This window comes from Arthrobacter sunyaminii, assembly GCF_018866305.1.
In the GTDB taxonomy this organism is placed as follows: Bacteria; Actinomycetota; Actinomycetes; order Actinomycetales; family Micrococcaceae; genus Arthrobacter_B; species Arthrobacter_B sunyaminii.
The window spans coordinates 1,323,308-1,339,093 of the sequence record NZ_CP076456.1; the positions used below are offsets into that span (position 1 = coordinate 1,323,308).

Here is a 15,786-nt window from a genome sequence, read left to right on the forward strand (position 1 = left end):
CTGACAGGCACCGATTTCGCTTCCCCGCAAAACCTCTGTAGAGTAGTACTCGCGCTTTCCTCCGTAGCTCAATTGGCAGAGCATTCGACTGTTAATCGAAGGGTTACTGGTTCAAGTCCAGTCGGAGGAGCAAATGAATGAGGCCCGAACCGGGAATACCGGTTCGGGCCTCATTTTTTATGTGGGTGATGCGGCGGTCAGCGCCGTCCGGAGTGCCTGTGCTTCTTCACCACCACGTCGAAGCTGTTGGTCCTCGTGTTCCCGGCTGCATCCGTGGCTGTGCAGGTGACCGTGGTTGTTCCCACGGCAAAGGAACCGCCGCGTCGCGGAGAGCAGTTCACCGGCACCTTTCCGTCAAGGGTGTCGATGGCCGAGGGTAGCGGGTAGGACACTTTTGCCCGGCCGGCCCGCTTCGCGTAAACCACCACGTCCGGCTGGTCGGCGATCCGCGGAGCCAGGACGTCGGCAGGCCGGGCCGGCAGTTTCGCGGGATCCACGATGCCCCAGTAAGCCGGTGTGACCTGCAGGTCATCGTCGAACGGGAGCGGCTGCTCCCACGGCCGGGCCATCGGCCAGGTCCGCAGCCAGCTGCGTGCGTTGCTGATGCCCCAGAACGTGACCGAATCGATCGCCGAACTTTGCCTGCGCAGCATGGCGAACAGGTCGCGGTAGTAATAGCCCACTTCGGCTGCGGCATCGGCGTCGTTCTCGAAAGCCGGCGAGTATGGGTCCACGGGTGCTCCGCCGACGTCCGCGCCCTGGTTCTCGGTGGAGGCGTTTACGTCGAGCTCAGTGATCGCCTGAAGGAGATCCGGATTGACCTTCTCAACAGCCCGTATTGAGTCCTCGAGCCACTGGACCGGACGGGCGACGTCGACGTGGGCCTGATGGCCCACACCGTCGATGGGCACGCCGCGGGCTTCCAGCGCACGGATCAAGTCGAGATAGTCCGCACGTTTTGAGGGCATTTCAGTGTTGTAATCGTTGATGAAGAGCTTGGCCTCCGGGAAGTACCGGTCGGCCAGTCGGAACGCCTCGTCGACATAGCGCTCACCAAGGATCTGGAACCAGCGGCTGTCCCGCATATCGTGCGGGTTGGCGGTGTCACCGTCAGCGATCGTCTCGTTGACAACATCCCAGGCCCAGACGGGGCTGTCCCCGTTCGGGTAGCGGGCATTGATGTGATCCGCGATGCCCTTGATGTGGGCCTCCATGCGCGCCTTCAACAGGGCCCGGTCGGCTGGATTGCCGGTCAGGTCCCGGGAACCGTCCTTGAAGAACCATTCCGGGGTTTGGGAATGCCAAACCAGCACATGCCCGTACACCTGAACATTGTTGGCGTCCGCGAAATCCAGCAGCTGGTCAAGCTGGGTGAAGGTGAACTGTCCTTCGACGGGCTGCACACTCTCAGGCTTGCCGGCGTTCTCAGGCGTAAAGGCGTTGAAATGCTTCCGCATGAGGTTAGCTGCGCTGCCTGCTGTCTCGCGCGCGTCGATCGCTGCTCCCACATGTTCGATTCCCTGCGCACCGAGGACATCCTTCAACGAGGGGACATCGGTTTGGATGGGGATCTCCGGAACCGCCGCGAGACTGAAGTCATCGAGCAAATAATCCACTCCGGCCGTCCCTTCGACGTATACCTGAGCTTTGTCCGCAGCCGCACCGAGGGTGTATGTGCCCGTAAGCTCGGTCCAGCCGTCGGCGGTGACAGTGGCGGCCGCACCAGCAACGCCCTCGAAGGCGCTGCCGCCCCCGTTGTCACGCTGAACGGAGATCTTCAGCGAAGCCGGCTGCTGTCCGGGGGCGAGTTTGGCCCACACGGAGATCCGAACGGCGGCACCGACAGGCAGGGCGCCGGTGACATCGAGGGCGGCGCCGTGCCAGTCCTGGGAACGGTTCGTGACCAGCAAGCTACCGGTCCCGGTGCGGGCATCAGAGCTTTGGGCAATCAGGACGCCGTCCCCGCGGGCAGCCCATCCGTCGGTCCCCGTCTCGAAGCCGGATGACACGCCGCCGGGAGTCTCGCCGGCAGGCGGCGGCTGCGACCCGCCTCCATCGTCAGGGACAGAAGAGGGATCCTTCAAGGTTTTCCGCAGGGCGTAGTACGCGGGCTTCCGCGTGAAGTCCTCCTCCATGACTGTTGCCTCACCCTCACCCGCGAAGAACACCGGAACCCAGGAGTACTTGTCCGTAAAACCCCAGATGGTAAATGAGTTGCAGTCCTCGACTGACAGGCAGGCCTTGAGGGCACGCTGGTAGTAGTCCGCCTGCTGCGCGAGCTGCTCAGAGGTCGGCTCGGTGCCGGCAACAATGTCCATGCGGACATCGATTTCGGTAATGGCCGTTTCCAGGCCCAAATCATCAAAGCGCTGCAGGTTGGCCTGAAGGGCGTCGGGGAAGCCGTACCGGGTGCTTAGATGCCCCTGGATGGCGAAGCCGTCAACCTTCACGCCCTGTGCCTGCAGCCGGGGGATGAGTTCAAGGTAGGCGTTGCTCTTCGGGTTGATGTCCTCGACCCCGAAGTCGTTGAAGAAAAGCTTCGCCGAAGGGTCGGCCTCATGTGCCCACTGGAAGACGTCGGCAATGATGTCCGGTCCCAGCTCCCGGAGCCAGATGTTTTCAGTGGTGCGCAGGGTTCCGTCGTCGTTGAAGATCTCATTGGCTACGTCCCATTGCTGGATTTTTCCGGCATACCTGCCCACCACGGTCTGCACATGGTCCTTGAGGATCCCGCGGAGCTCCTCTTTCGAAAAGTTTCCCTGCTCCAGCCACTGCGGATTCTGGCTGTGCCAGAAGAGTGTGTGGCCGCGCACTGCCTGTTTGTTCTTTTGGGCGAACCGAACAATCGAATCCATTTCGGCGAAGCGGTAGACATCCTTTTCCGGATGGATGAATTCCCACTTCGCCTGGTTCTCCGGTGACACTGAATTGAACTCAGCGGCAAGCTCCCTGCGGTATTCCTTGTCGAAGGTAAAGGGATCGGGGTAGTCCTGAGTCTCGTGGTGACCGCCGCCGGCAACGGCTGAACCAATGTTGAAGTCCTTCGGTGCGGCTCGGCGCAGGGTGTCTTGTTTGGACTGTCCCGGTGGACGCTTTCCATCCTGCTGCACGGCCACCGCCGGAACCGTCGGCAGGACCAGCGCCGAGGTCAGAAAAAGAGCGGTGAGTAAACGCGGTACCTTCATGGAACTCTCCCTTGAGTACATTGCGGGGCCACCACGACGGCAGCCACAGTTGGCGCTTGGGTTCGAAGCCTGCCTGAAGCGGCGTGGGGAACGGTATGAACGTCCCCGGACGGGGTCAACAGCAATAGCCGCTGTTGACGGGCAAATCCATGCTTCCCATTGCACTTCCACCGGCGGGACTGATATGGAGGTTGTTGGCCCGCACCGGTGTTTTGGCGCAGTGCCGGTGGTTGGTCGGGGGAACGGGATCATGAGATCCGGAACACACCCGGATGTGCATATACACACCAAAAACCCTGTATAGTAGAACTCGCGCTTTCCTCCGTAGCTCAATTGGCAGAGCATTCGACTGTTAATCGAAGGGTTACTGGTTCAAGTCCAGTCGGAGGAGCAAGAGACCCCCTGCGAGGCTGAAAATGCCTCCCAGGGGGTCATTTTTTATATCTTCTGCGGTTACAGTGGGTCGATAGTTTGCCGACGACGGCCAGTCCCGGACATTCCCCGCCGGCCGTCTCACTGCCTTTTCCGGCAATCTCGGCAGGAGACTCGTCATGACAGCACACGCACATGCCCGGCAGCCCATCAGCACCGGGGACATCTTCGGTTCGCATGAGGGCGGCAAGCTATCTGTTGAATCACGGCTTCCGCTGGACAGCATCAGGAACCTGTCCATCGCCTACACCCCCGGGGTCGCCGAGGTGAGCCGGGCGATCGCCGCAGATCCCGAACTGGCGGACACCTACACCTGGGCCTCCCGGCTGGTGGTTGTGGTCAGCGACGGTACGGCAGTGCTGGGACTCGGGAACATCGGTCCCTCTGCTTCCCTGCCGGTGATGGAGGGAAAATCTGCACTGTTCAAAGCCTTTGGCAAGCTGAATTCCATCCCGCTGGTTCTAAACACCACCAACGTTGATGAAATTATCGAAACGCTGGTCCGGCTGCGGCCCAGCTACGGTGCCGTGAACCTCGAAGACATTGCCGCACCGCGCTGCTTCGAGTTGGAACAGCGGCTCATCGAAGCCCTGGACTGCCCGGTCATGCATGATGATCAGCACGGCACCGCCATCGTGGTTCTCGCCGCGTTGCGCAATGCTGCGCGCGTCGTCGACCGCCCGCTGGAGGGCCTGCGGGTGGTGATCTCAGGCGCCGGCGCCGCGGGAGTGGCCTGCGCCAACATCCTGCTGGAGGCCGGAATCCGGGACGTTGTGGTCCTCGATTCGCGCGGGATCCTCTCTGAGCGACGAACGGATCTCACCGGAGTCAAGGCTGACCTGGCCGCCAGGACCAATCCCCGAGGCGTGGACGGCGGAGCCGCTGAAGCCCTCAACGAGGCGGACGTCTTCATCGGAGTATCCTCCGGCACTGTGGATGAGGCAGTTCTGGCGACCATGGCCCCGGATGCGGTGATTTTTGCCCTCTCCAATCCCGATCCGGAAGTCCATCCCGAGGTGGCTGCACGCTATGCCGCCGTGATTGCCACCGGGCGCAGCGACTTCCCGAACCAGATTAACAACGTGCTGGCCTTTCCGGGGGTGTTCCGCGGCGCCCTGGACAGCGGCGCGCGGCGGATCACCCCGGCCATGAAGGTGGCCGCCGCTGCAGCCATCGCAGACCTGGTGGGAGCCGATCTCAGCGCCCGCTGCATCGTTCCCAACCCGCTGGACCACCGAGTCGCGCCGGCCGTCGCAGCAGCAGTGGCCGCCGCCGCGCGGGACCGCTAGCCTTACGGAAAAACGCCCCTGCAGGCCGCCGCACGCAGGACATCGGCGGCCTGCAGCGTTTTTCGGCGGTTGTAAAGTCCGCCCCGGCACTGCTTTCGCCGCAGCGGCAAGGCCTCTGCTTCTCGGCCTGTTCCCACCTAGGCCCTTCGTGCCTAGGGTTATGCGTAGGATTAGTAGGTTTGGGGCGGGACTTTCACAACATCTACGAGAGACAGAGGAACCTTCAATGGGCGCAAGCCAGCCAGAGCCTCACCCGGGTGAATCCGACAAGGTGGCCCACCCGTTCAAGGTGATTGCAGTTACCGTGGCGGCAGCAGTGGGCGGCCTGCTGTTTGGGTTTGACACGGCGGTGATCAACGGCGCCGTGGACGCCATTGGCGAAGAATTTACACTGAGCCCCGGGATTCTGGGCTTTACGGTCGCCATCACTCTTTTGGGTTGCGCAGCGGGTGCCTGGTTTGCCGGTCAGCTGGCAGACCGGCTGGGGCGCAAGAAGGTCATGGTGGGCGCTGCCATTCTGTTCGCCGCCAACTCCGTGGGTTCCGCCTATGCCTTCAGCGAGTGGGACCTGATGTGGTGGCGTCTGGTGGGAGGCCTCGCCATCGGCACCGCGTCCGTCATCGCACCGGGCTACATCGCTGAGGTTGCCCCCAGCAAGTGGCGCGGAGCGCTGGGCTCGGTCCAGCAGCTGGCGATCACCCTGGGCATCTTTGCCGCGCTGCTGTCCGACGCTTTCCTGGCTGATACCGCGGGCAGCGCCCTCGGAGAACTGTGGTGGGGCTTGGCGGCGTGGCGCTGGATGCTGCTGGTTGGTGTCCTTCCCGCCATCGTTTACGGTGTGCTGGCCCTGACCATTCCGGAATCTCCCCAGTATCTGGTTCGCCACAACCGGGACGAAGACGCGGCGAGGGTGCTGCGCTCGGTCTCCGGGGTTCAGGACACGGACCTGAAGATCCGACAGATCAGGGAGAGCTTCAACAGCAAGAAGCCCACTTTCAAGGACCTGCGCGGCCCGAAGTTCGGACTCCAGCCGATCCTCTGGGTTGGCATGGCCATCGCCGCTTTCCAGCAGCTGGTGGGCATCAACGCCATCTTCTACTACTCCACGACACTGTGGAAGTCCGTGGGATTCAGCGAAAGCGACTCGTTCACGACGTCGGTCATCACCTCCGTCATCAACGTCGTTATGACCATTGTGGCCATTGCCTTTGTCGACAGGATCGGTCGCCGCAAGCTGCTGATGATTGGTTCTGCGGGCATGTTCGTGGGCCTTTTGATGGCAACGGTCTCCTTCTCCCAGGCCGAAGGTATTGGCGACAGCGTGGAACTGACCGGTATTTGGGGACCGGTGGCGCTCGTGGGCGCGAACCTCTTCGTCATCTTCTTTGCCGCTACCTGGGGACCGGTCATGTGGGTCACCCTCGGCGAGGTCTTCCCGAACAACATCCGCTCGCTGGCCCTTGGGCTGGGAGCGATGGTCAACTGGATCTTCAACTTCATAGTCACCCTTTCCTTCCCCTGGGTGAGCGACAACTTTGGGGTCTGGATCATGTACGCCATCTTCACCATCTTTGCCGTGATCTCGTTCTGGTTCGTCAAGACAAAGCTGCCGGAGTTCTCGGGCCGGGACCTCGAAGATCGGGAAGGTCTGGAAACCACGTAGGCGGGTTCCCCCTGTTCACAATGTGAAAGGTGAGGACAATGGTAATTTTGGGTAATGGCAACGGCGAAGAATAATCAGGGGACGGAGGCTGGGCGCATGAAACGCTCCGCTAGTACAAGAAGGACCGCAGGGAACTCCTCGCTGGTCGGTTTAGCGAAAGTAATGGCCCGGCTGACCCCCCGCCAGCTGACGGATGAGCTTGGCTTGGCCACTGCCGAAATGAAGCAGAAGGGCATCAAGGCAGGAATCGCCGCAGCATTCATGGTGATTGCGCTGCTCTTCATCGCCGGTCTGGCCGTTGCGCTGGTTGTCGCCGCGATCCTTGGCCTGGGCACCATCATGCCGGGGTGGCTTGCCGCGCTGCTGGTGGCCCTGCTGTTCCTGATCATCGCCGCAGTGGGTGGTTTGATCGGATACAGCCGGTTCAAGAAGACCCTGCCGCTGCTTCCCGAGGAAGCCATCTATGGCCTTCGGTATGACCTCGGGGTCCTCAAGGAAGGACGCAGCTTCGACCCGGCCACGCTGGAGAAGAAGCCTGCGGAGCCCAAGGACAAGAACAAGGACAAAGACAAGAAGAAGAACGACGACGACGCCCCCAAGCAGGCCACGCCCGAGGAACTGCGCACCCGCACCCGGCAGCGCCGCGAGCACATGGCCGCCGTCCGGGACGGACTGGGCGAGAAAGCCGACGTCAAGGAACAGATCCGGGAGCTCAAGGCGCGCCGCGCCGCTCAGCACCGCAGCTCCGGCACTGACGGGCAGGGCGCCGCGTCGTCCAGCGACGAAATCATGGCCCTGATCAAGGAACGCTGGCAGCCGCTGACGGCGCTGGCGGCATCACTGCTGGCCATGGTCATCATGATGCGCAGGCTCTCGCAAAAATAGGTCCCATCATCGCTGACAAGGGGAGTGGGCCGTGATCAGAGTGATCGGTGCGGGAACGCGTCCGGGCCGTGCGCCAGCGGAACTGGACACCTTCTGGACCCTTCCGAACCTGATCACGGTCCTTCGCTTTCTCGGAGTGCCGCTGTTTGTCTGGTTCATCGTCCGTGACGAGTACGGGCCGGCGTTCATCACCCTCGTGACCGTGGGTTCCACCGACTGGGTGGACGGATATCTGGCGCGCCGGCTGGGGCAGGTGTCCCGGGTGGGCAAGTGGCTGGACCCGGTGGCTGACCGGTTGGCCCTGATCGTTGTTGCAGTAACCTTCGTGGTGGATGGAATAGCTCCGTCATGGCTGGTCCTGGCCATCGTGATTCCGGACGCCGTCCTCATCATTAACGCCCTCGTGCTGTTCCGGGGCAGTCCCAATCTCCCCGTAAGCAACATCGGCAAGATACGGACTGCCCTGCTTCTGCTCGGCGCCCCGATGCTGCTGCTCCAGCGGGTCCCGGGATTTGAATACGCCTGGCTGTCCGCCGCGGGGACGGCCGTGCTTCTGCTCGGCTGCATTGGCCACATTCTTGCAGCGGCAGGTTATCTGCGCGCGTCCTGGAATAAGCATGCCCGGGAACGCGCTGCGGCCGGGAACGGCTAATGGTCGGCATCGCCATCACGTGTGCCCTGGCCAGCGCGGTGTTCCTGGCCTTTGGTGCCCAGCGCCAGGGAAGCGCGGTCAGCGCCGACACGGGCGGACTGGAGCTGCGTTCTTCGCAGCTGCTGCGGCTGCTGCGCAATCCCCGCTGGCTGCTGGGACTGTTCCTGCTGGGGGTGGGTACCGCCCTGAATGTCACGGCGCTGACCCTGGCTCCGCTGACCGTGGTCCAGCCCATCGGCTCGATCGCGCTGGTGATCACCACCATCGTGAATTCCAGGGACCAGGGCCTGCGGATGAACCGCATTACCGTCGTCTCCATCGTGGCGTGCGTGGTGGGCAGCGCACTGTTTGTCTCCCTCGCCGTCGGCGTCACCCGGGACCAGCAGGAGGTGCGGCCCGCACAGGAGCTGACCATCGTGTTGATCCTGGCGGTGGCAGTGGTGTTCTTCGGCACACTGAACGCACTGTTCGGGCGGCGGATCGGGGCCATCGGCTTCATCGTGGGCGCCGGAGTCCTGTTCGGTTTTGTGGCGGTACTGACCAAGGTCATTGCGGCGGATCTGCTGAATCCCAACGGCCGGTTCCTGTTCAACGTCCCGTGGTACACGCTTCTGGGCATCGCCGTCGCCGGCGGGCTCGGGGCCTGGTTTGTGCAAAGCGCCTACTCCAGCGGCCCGCCGGATCTTGTGATTGCCGGGCTCACGGTGATTGATCCGATGGTGGGCATCGCCATCGGCATCGGAGTGCTTCATGAACTGGTGCCCGATGTGCCTGCTGTTGCGGCCGTTGCCATGGGGGTCGCAGCTTTGATTGCTATCGTGGGGGTCGTTGCCCTGTCCCGGTACCATCCGGACGTCATCCAGAGGCGGGCAGAGGCACGGCGCCGGCAAAAGCAAGGTGCCGCAAAAACTTCGAAAGACCAAAAGAGGGGCTCCCTGTGACCGACGACGCATCGGCCGACAAACCGCTGACCATCCTCATTGCGTGCGACACCTACCCGCCGCACCTGAACGGTGCCGCCCAGTTCGGCTACCGGCTGGCGCGCGGATTGAACGGACGCGGCCATGACGTGCACGTTCTCGCGCCTAACGACGTCGACGGCGGCAGCCGCAGCGACTTGGACGGAGACTGGCCCGTGCACCGGCTCCGGTCACACGGTGTCCCCACCCACGAGTACTGGCGCATCTGCCTGCCGTGGGAGATCAAAAAGGAAATCAGCCTGCTCTTCGACCGGGTGCAGCCCGATGTGGTCCATATCCAGTGCCATTACATGGTGGGGGAGTACACGCTGTACGAGGCGGAAAAGCGGGGGATCCGCGTCATTGCCACCAACCACTTCATGCCCGCAAACCTCGATCCTTTCCTGCCGTTCCCCCGCTGGTTCAAGAACATCGTTGCCAAGAACTCGTGGAAGGACATGGGCAAGGTCATGGGCCGTGCCGCGGTTGTCACCACCCCCACGCCGCTGGCTGCGAAGGCCATGCATGACCATGCCTTCCTGCCCGACGTGCTGCCCCTCTCCAACGGCATCGATGCATCGGTCTACGAACTGCAGCCCGGCGAGGTAATCGAACCGCACGAACACCCCACCGTGCTTTTTGTTGGCCGATTGGCGGAGGAAAAGCACGTTGACGTGCTGATCGATGCCGTGGCGAAGGTGCCGTCCCATTTGAACGTCTGCGCCGACATTATTGGCGGCGGCGAGGTCAAGAGCAGCCTGCAGGCACAGGTGAAGCGGCTGGGACTGGAGGGCAGGGTTGTCTTCCACGGCCTGGTTTCCGACGCTGACCTGCGGCGGGCCTATCAGCGGGCCGATGTGTTCGTCATGCCCGGGACCGCTGAACTTCAGTCGCTGGTGACCCTTGAAGCGATGTCGGCGTCCACCCCGGTACTGCTGGCCGATGCGATGGCACTGCCGCACCTCGTGGACCCGGGGCGCAACGGTTACCTGTTTGAACCAGGCAACAGCGATGAACTCAGCGACCGGCTGACGTCCATCCTCGAACTGGGCTCCGCCGAGCGGGCCGCAATGGGCGCGCACAGCCGCTCGATGGTGGAGCGCCACAGCCTGGACGCCACTTTGTCCACCTTTGAGGACCTGTACTACGGGCGGCCTCTGGACCAGGGAACCCTCTAGCTCGCCGTGTGTCCCTCCCGCCGGATTGGTGGGAGGGACATGCCTGCCACTAGGATGTCCATGTTGCGTTCGTCGCAGCACTGCCCGCGTGCGGGCGTCGAGGGGCTGTAGCTCAGCTGGTCAGAGCAGCGGACTCATAATCCGTGGGTCGTGGGTTCAAGCCCCACCAGCCCTACTACGTGATGAGTCGAGACATCATTTCCGAATGAGTCGCGACATAGGTAACACCCCGGTCTTCGGACCGGGGTGTTTTCTTTTGCACCGCAGGCCGGCAGTCCTGCACCCGCAGAATGCGATCGTGTTGTACATCATGTTACTGATGGGTAACATGAATGAGACCGGCTTCACAGCCTACAGATCACTGATGATCAGCAGCGAAGGATATTTCCATGGCAACTATCGACGTCGACAATCTCCCGTACGCGGACGGCGACTTCTACGCATTTGAGGAGCTTCTCTCGGACAAGGAGCGGGACCGCCTCCTTGAGGTCCGCGCCTGGTTGAAGGCAGAGGTCACTCCGCACGCTGCGGACTGGTGGAATGCCGGTGAATTCCCGCACCACATGATCCCGAAAATCGCCGAGCTGGACGTCATGAGCCCGGTTTACCGCCAGGGCCACTCCAACCTCTTCGCAGGTCTCTGCCACGCGGAGTTCACCCGTGCTGACACCTCCTTTGCAACATTCCTGGGTGTGCACGACGGCCTGTTCACCGGCTCCATCGAAGCGCTGGCTTCAGAGGAGCAGAAGGCTGCCTGGCTGCCCGACATCTATGCGATGAAGAAGATTGGCGCCTTCGGACTGACCGAGCCGCTGGGCGGCTCCGATGTTGCCGGCGGTACCCGCACCACGGCCCGCCGCGACGGCGACAACTGGATTCTGAACGGCGAAAAGCGCTGGATCGGCAACGCCACGTTCTCCGACTGGGTGGTCATCTACGCCCGCGACGTTGCAGACAACCAGGTCAAGGGCTTCCTCGTGGACACCAAGACCGAGGGCTACAGCGCCACCAAGATCGAGAACAAGATTGCCCTCCGCACGGTGCAGAATGCCGATATTGTCCTGGACAACGTGGTGGTTAGCGATGACTTCCACCTGAAGGGCGCCAACAGCTTCAAGGACACCAACAAGGTCCTCAAGGTCACCCGGCTTGCCGTGGCCTGGCAGGCTGTGGGCCAGCAAATGGCCGCCTTCGATGTGGCCCGCAAGTACGCCGTGGAGCGCCAGCAGTTCGGTAAGCCGCTTGCGTCCTTCCAGCTCGTCCAGGAGCAGCTCGTCAAGATCCTGGGAAACACCGTCAGCTCCATGGGCATGATGGTCCGTTTGGCGCAGCTGGAAGACCTGGGCCGGGCCAAGGATGAACAGTCCGCGCTGGCCAAGGCCTTCACAACGGCACGCATGCGCGAGTCGGTGGCGCTGGGCCGCAGCATCCTTGGCGGAAACGGAATCGTTACGGACTACGGAATGGCCAAGATCTTCGCCGATGCCGAAGCGATCTACTCCTACGAAGGAACGTACGAGATCAACACGCTGGTCACCGGCCGTGCCATCACCGGGGTAGCCGCGTTCGTCTAAAGCAGAGGATGCGGGCGGTCCGGCCTGGCGGTTTCCGCCGGGAGTTCTTCGGGCCTGGCGCTGTTCCTGACATGTGGTCAGTCCCTCCGGGGGCTGGCCACAGTGCGTTAACGGAACGGCTAATGGACCACTGAGTTGACGGACCCGCGCGTTCACGGATCAGTCCTCCCTCGAAGCGGACAGGTCAGCGGCCCCGCTGCAGCGGCAGCAGCACCGAAGGTCTGCGGTCCGTCACGTAGATCAGCGGATTGACGTAGTTGCCGTTCAGCCGCACGCCCCAGTGCAGGCAGGACACCGCGCAGTGGCCCGGAGACGGTGCCTCCGCCAGCACGCCGATAACCTCGCCTTCAGTGACCGAGTCCCCGGTGGACACGGAAGCGTCCACCGGTTCAAAGCTCGCCAGCAACCCTCCGCCCACATCAACCGTCATGACCGGCCGGTTCACCACCCAGCCGGCAAAGACCACGGTCCCTGCTGACGGGCTGAGCACCTGCGCCCCGGGCAGTGCCGCGAGGTCAGCTCCCCGGTGACCGGCCAGCCAGCGCTGCGGCGGTGCCCGAAAATCCCGGATAACCTGGGGGGCAGGGGAGAGGGGCCAGCTCCACGCAGGCTCGTAGGCTGTCGTGGCGACGCGGGAGGCGCCGGCCCGGGGTTCTGCGGCCGGCGTCGGAGGGCTCAGGGCTTGGATCGGCATCGAGGCGGACACGGGCAGTATGAGAAGAGCAGTCAGTAAGCTGCGGCCCCGGGATCGCGTGATCATGCCCCATCATGAACCGGCGGCGGGGCCCCGTCGGGGGCTTTCTGGACGGCGGTGGAAAACCTTGCCGCTCCGGCCGCGGTGCCGGACCCTGGGGAGGGCGGAACGTCCCCCGAGCTGGTGTATAGTTGACGAAGCAGTTTGCTGTGCCATGTTCCCTGCCCGCAGGGGGGGTGCCGCCCGTGTTTCACCGAAACGCAAGCGCGTGTCCGGCACTGGAATCTGACTACGCGTGCCCCAATTATCCCGACCTTTCCCATGGAAAAGCCGGGGTGCCTCTCCATCGGTCCGGTAAGCCGGCAGGAGATGCATGCTGTTTCAGCTGATGGGCACCAGGAGCTTCACCCGCCCGGGTGTACAGCTATCAACCGTCAATTGGCAGCAGGAAACATGTGCTTCGGCACGCCGATCCGCTGCCGGAAGGAGTGACGACATGCCCGTCGTTACAATGCGCCAGCTGCTCGACAGCGGCGTCCACTTTGGACACCAGACCCGTCGCTGGAACCCGAAGATGAAGCGTTTCATCTTCACCGAGCGCAACGGCATCTACATCATCGACCTCCAGCAGTCGCTGTCCTACATCGACCGCGCCTACGAGTTCGTCAAGGCCACCGTTGCCCACGGCGGAACCGTACTGTTTGTCGGTACCAAGAAGCAGGCTCAGGAAGCCATCGCCGAGCAGGCCACCCGTGTTGGCCAGCCGTACGTGAACCAGCGCTGGCTCGGCGGTATGCTCACCAACTTCCAGACCGTTGCCAAGCGCATCCAGCGTCTGAAGGAACTCGAAGAGATCGACTTCGACGACGTTGCCGGCTCCGGCCACACCAAGAAGGAACTGCTGCTGCTGAAGCGCGAGCTCACCAAGCTGCAGACCAACCTCGGCGGCATCCGCAACCTGACCAAGGCTCCGTCCGTGGTCTGGATCGTTGATACCCAGAAGGAACACCTCGCCATTGACGAGGCCAAGAAGCTGAACATCCCCGTTGTTGCCATCCTGGACAGCAACTGCGATCCCGATGACGTCGACTTCCCGATCCCGGGCAACGATGACGCCATTCGCTCCGTCAACCTGCTGACCCGCGTTATCGCTGACGCTGTTGCTGAGGGCCTCATCGCCCGCCACAACAAGTCCGGCAACACGGAAGCTGCGGCTGAGCCGCTGGCTGAGTGGGAGCGCGAGCTCCTCGAAGGCGCCGCAGCACCCGCCGCCGAAGCCGCTCCGGCTGAGGCCGCACCGGCTGCTGAAGAAGCTCCGGCCGAGGCCGCTGCCGAAGCTCCCGCCGCGGACGCAACAGAGAAGTAAATAGAAGTTCCTTGGGTTCCGGCTGCCTGCCAGCGGGAACCCAAGGGTATCTGCTGGCGCGGCTGGCCGGAACTTTCCGGCCAGCCGCTCTGGCGGAATCTCACCAAAACTTATAACGGGAGGACTGGAGTCCAAATGGCGAACTACACCGCTGCTGACATCAAGGCACTGCGCGAGCGCACCGGCGCCGGCATGATGGATGTAAAGAAAGCTCTGGACGAGGCCAACGGCGATGCCGACAAGGCCATGGAGCTCATCCGCATCAAGGGCCTCAAGGGCGCAACCAAGCGCGAAGGCCGTTCCACCGCAGAGGGCCTGGTTGCTGCCAAGGTTATCGACGGCACCGTCGGCGTCATGATCGAGCTGAACTGCGAAACTGACTTCGTTGCCAAGTCCGCCAAGTTCATCGAACTGGCCGACAAGGTTCTGGCTGCCGCTGTTGAGTCCGGTGCTGCCGACGCAGAAACCCTCCTCGCCTACAACGTTGACGGCAAGCCGCTGTCCGAGGTTGTTGTCGAAGAAGGCGCAATCCTGGGCGAGAAGGTTGTTGTCCGCCGCGTGGCACGCATCGAGGGCAAGTCCGTTGATGCTTACCTGCACAAGACCTCCAAGGATCTGCCTGCTCAGGTTGGCGTCCTGTTCGCCGTCGACGGCGACAGCGATGCTGCCAAGACTGCTGCACATGACATCGCCGTGCACACCGCTGCTTACGCTCCCACCTACCTGACGCGGGACGAAGTCCCCGCCGAGACCGTGGAGAACGAACGCCGCATCGCAGACGAGACGGCACGCGCCGAGGGCAAGCCCGAAGCCGCGCTGACCAAGATCGTCGAAGGCCGCCTGACCGGTTTCTTCAAGGAAATCGTTCTGCTGGACCAGCCGTTCGCGAAGGACGCAAAGAAGACCGTTGCGAAGGTCCTCGAAGAGGCCGGAACCGCACCGTCCGGTTTCGCCCGTTTCCGCGTAGGCGCCTAGCCCACAAGGCACTGGACCTGACGGACACGTCATCATGAGCAAAAGGGGCAGTCACCAAGGTGGCCGCCCCTTTTGTTTGCCCAAAACCTTTCTCAAAATTCTGTACTAAGAACTTTCCTAAGCCCGGGAGGCACCATGGCCCACGTCCTGAAAGACACCGATTTGACGCGACGACGCGTACTGCTCAAGCTGTCCGGGGAAGTCTTCGGCGGAGGGAAGCTGGGTGTCGACCCCGACACGGTCCGCGCCGTCGCCAAGCAGATCGCCGCCACGGTCGGTGAAGTGGAAGTCGCCATCGTTGTGGGCGGGGGAAACTTCTTCCGCGGCGCTGAACTCTCACAGAGCGGCATGGACCGTTCGCGTGCGGACTACATGGGCATGCTGGGCACCGTCATGAACTGCCTGGCTCTGCAGGACTTCCTGGAGCAGGCCGGCGTCGAAACGCGTGTCCAGAGCGCCATCACCATGGGCCAGGTTGCCGAGGCCTACATTCCGCGGCGCGCCATCCGGCACCTGGAAAAGGGCCGCGTGGTGATTTTCGGTGCGGGAGCGGGGCTGCCGTACTTCTCCACCGATACCGTGGCGGCCCAGCGGGCCCTTGAGGTGCACGCCGATGAGGTCCTGATGGCCAAGAGCGGGGTGGACGGTGTCTACACCGCCGACCCCAACAAGGATCCCGAGGCCACCCGCCTGGAAACGCTGACATACGACGACGCCCTGCGCCAGGACATCCGCGTCATGGACCAGACTGCCATGACCATGTGCAAGGACAATGACCTGAACATGGTGGTCTTTGGCATGGAAGGCGAAGGAAACGTCACCCGCGCCATCCGCGGTGAGAAGATCGGCACCGTCGTTTCGAACTAGCCTGCTGTGCCCGGCGGTGTCCCTTCGGGACCTGGAACGGCGGCAACGATATTCCCTCGGCCGCGGA

12 protein-coding genes and 3 tRNA genes are annotated in these 15,786 nt (G+C 62.9%); 13 read left to right on the forward strand and 2 right to left on the reverse strand.

Annotated features, from left to right (window positions below):
* Positions 1-57 precede the first annotated feature (57 nt).
* A tRNA-Asn gene (locus KG104_RS05775) sits at positions 58-130 on the forward strand.
* Positions 131-197: 67 nt separating this feature from the next.
* On the opposite strand, the gene KG104_RS18020 is transcribed toward KG104_RS05775, so the two are convergent.
* Positions 198-3,185, reverse strand: coding sequence for an endo-1,4-beta-xylanase (locus KG104_RS18020; protein WP_237686997.1), 2,988 nt, complete (start codon positions 3,183-3,185; stop codon positions 198-200).
* Between the two features lie 318 nt (positions 3,186-3,503).
* On the opposite strand from KG104_RS18020, the gene KG104_RS05785 reads away from it, so the two are divergent.
* From KG104_RS05785 to KG104_RS05825, 9 genes are all read left to right on the forward strand, one after another.
* Positions 3,504-3,576 (forward strand) — tRNA-Asn (locus KG104_RS05785).
* Between the two features lie 160 nt (positions 3,577-3,736).
* On the forward strand, positions 3,737-4,906 hold the full coding sequence (locus KG104_RS05790; protein ID WP_207347539.1) for an NAD(P)-dependent malic enzyme: 1,170 nt from the start codon (positions 3,737-3,739) through the stop codon (positions 4,904-4,906).
* A 226-nt stretch (positions 4,907-5,132) separates the two neighbouring features.
* Entirely contained in the window at positions 5,133-6,569 is a 1,437-nt protein-coding gene (locus KG104_RS05795; RefSeq protein WP_207347540.1) for a sugar porter family MFS transporter, read from the forward strand.
* A gap of 162 nt (positions 6,570-6,731) precedes the next feature.
* Positions 6,732-7,454, forward strand: coding sequence for a phage holin family protein (locus KG104_RS05800; RefSeq protein ID WP_216202356.1), 723 nt, complete (start codon positions 6,732-6,734; stop codon positions 7,452-7,454).
* A 31-nt stretch (positions 7,455-7,485) separates the two neighbouring features.
* Complete coding sequence (locus tag KG104_RS05805; RefSeq protein WP_104161807.1) at positions 7,486-8,106, forward strand: CDP-alcohol phosphatidyltransferase family protein; 621 nt, start codon at positions 7,486-7,488, stop codon at positions 8,104-8,106.
* Positions 8,106-9,047: a DMT family transporter gene (locus KG104_RS05810; protein ID WP_207347542.1), complete on the forward strand. Its 942-nt coding sequence runs from the start codon at positions 8,106-8,108 to the stop codon at positions 9,045-9,047. Before KG104_RS05805 ends, KG104_RS05810 begins: the two co-directional genes overlap by 1 nt.
* On the forward strand, positions 9,044-10,243 hold the full coding sequence (locus tag KG104_RS05815) for a glycosyltransferase (RefSeq protein WP_207347543.1): 1,200 nt from the start codon (positions 9,044-9,046) through the stop codon (positions 10,241-10,243). The genes KG104_RS05810 and KG104_RS05815 overlap by 4 nt, the downstream gene beginning before the upstream one ends.
* Positions 10,244-10,344: 101 nt before the next feature.
* A tRNA-Ile gene (locus KG104_RS05820) sits at positions 10,345-10,418 on the forward strand.
* Between the two features lie 214 nt (positions 10,419-10,632).
* On the forward strand, positions 10,633-11,817 hold the full coding sequence (locus KG104_RS05825) for an acyl-CoA dehydrogenase family protein (protein ID WP_104055341.1): 1,185 nt from the start codon (positions 10,633-10,635) through the stop codon (positions 11,815-11,817).
* Between the two features lie 184 nt (positions 11,818-12,001).
* On the opposite strand, the gene KG104_RS05830 is transcribed toward KG104_RS05825, so the two are convergent.
* Positions 12,002-12,523 (reverse strand): murein hydrolase activator EnvC family protein, encoded by a 522-nt coding sequence (locus KG104_RS05830; protein ID WP_237688678.1) that lies wholly within the window; start codon positions 12,521-12,523, stop codon positions 12,002-12,004.
* A gap of 484 nt (positions 12,524-13,007) precedes the next feature.
* Between KG104_RS05830 and rpsB the strand changes: the two genes are divergently transcribed.
* The 3 genes from rpsB (at position 13,008) to pyrH (ending at position 15,719) form a co-directional block, all read left to right on the forward strand.
* A complete protein-coding gene (rpsB, locus tag KG104_RS05835; protein ID WP_104055573.1) occupies positions 13,008-13,877 on the forward strand; it encodes a 30S ribosomal protein S2 in 870 nt (289 codons plus the stop codon).
* 135 nt (positions 13,878-14,012) lie between these two features.
* Positions 14,013-14,852 carry a translation elongation factor Ts gene (gene tsf / locus KG104_RS05840; RefSeq protein WP_207347545.1) on the forward strand — a complete coding sequence of 280 codons (840 nt, stop codon included), beginning with the start codon at positions 14,013-14,015 and terminating at the stop codon, positions 14,850-14,852.
* A gap of 135 nt (positions 14,853-14,987) precedes the next feature.
* Positions 14,988-15,719 (forward strand): UMP kinase, encoded by a 732-nt coding sequence (gene pyrH, locus KG104_RS05845; protein ID WP_104055344.1) that lies wholly within the window; start codon positions 14,988-14,990, stop codon positions 15,717-15,719.
* Positions 15,720-15,786: the final 67 nt, after the last annotated feature.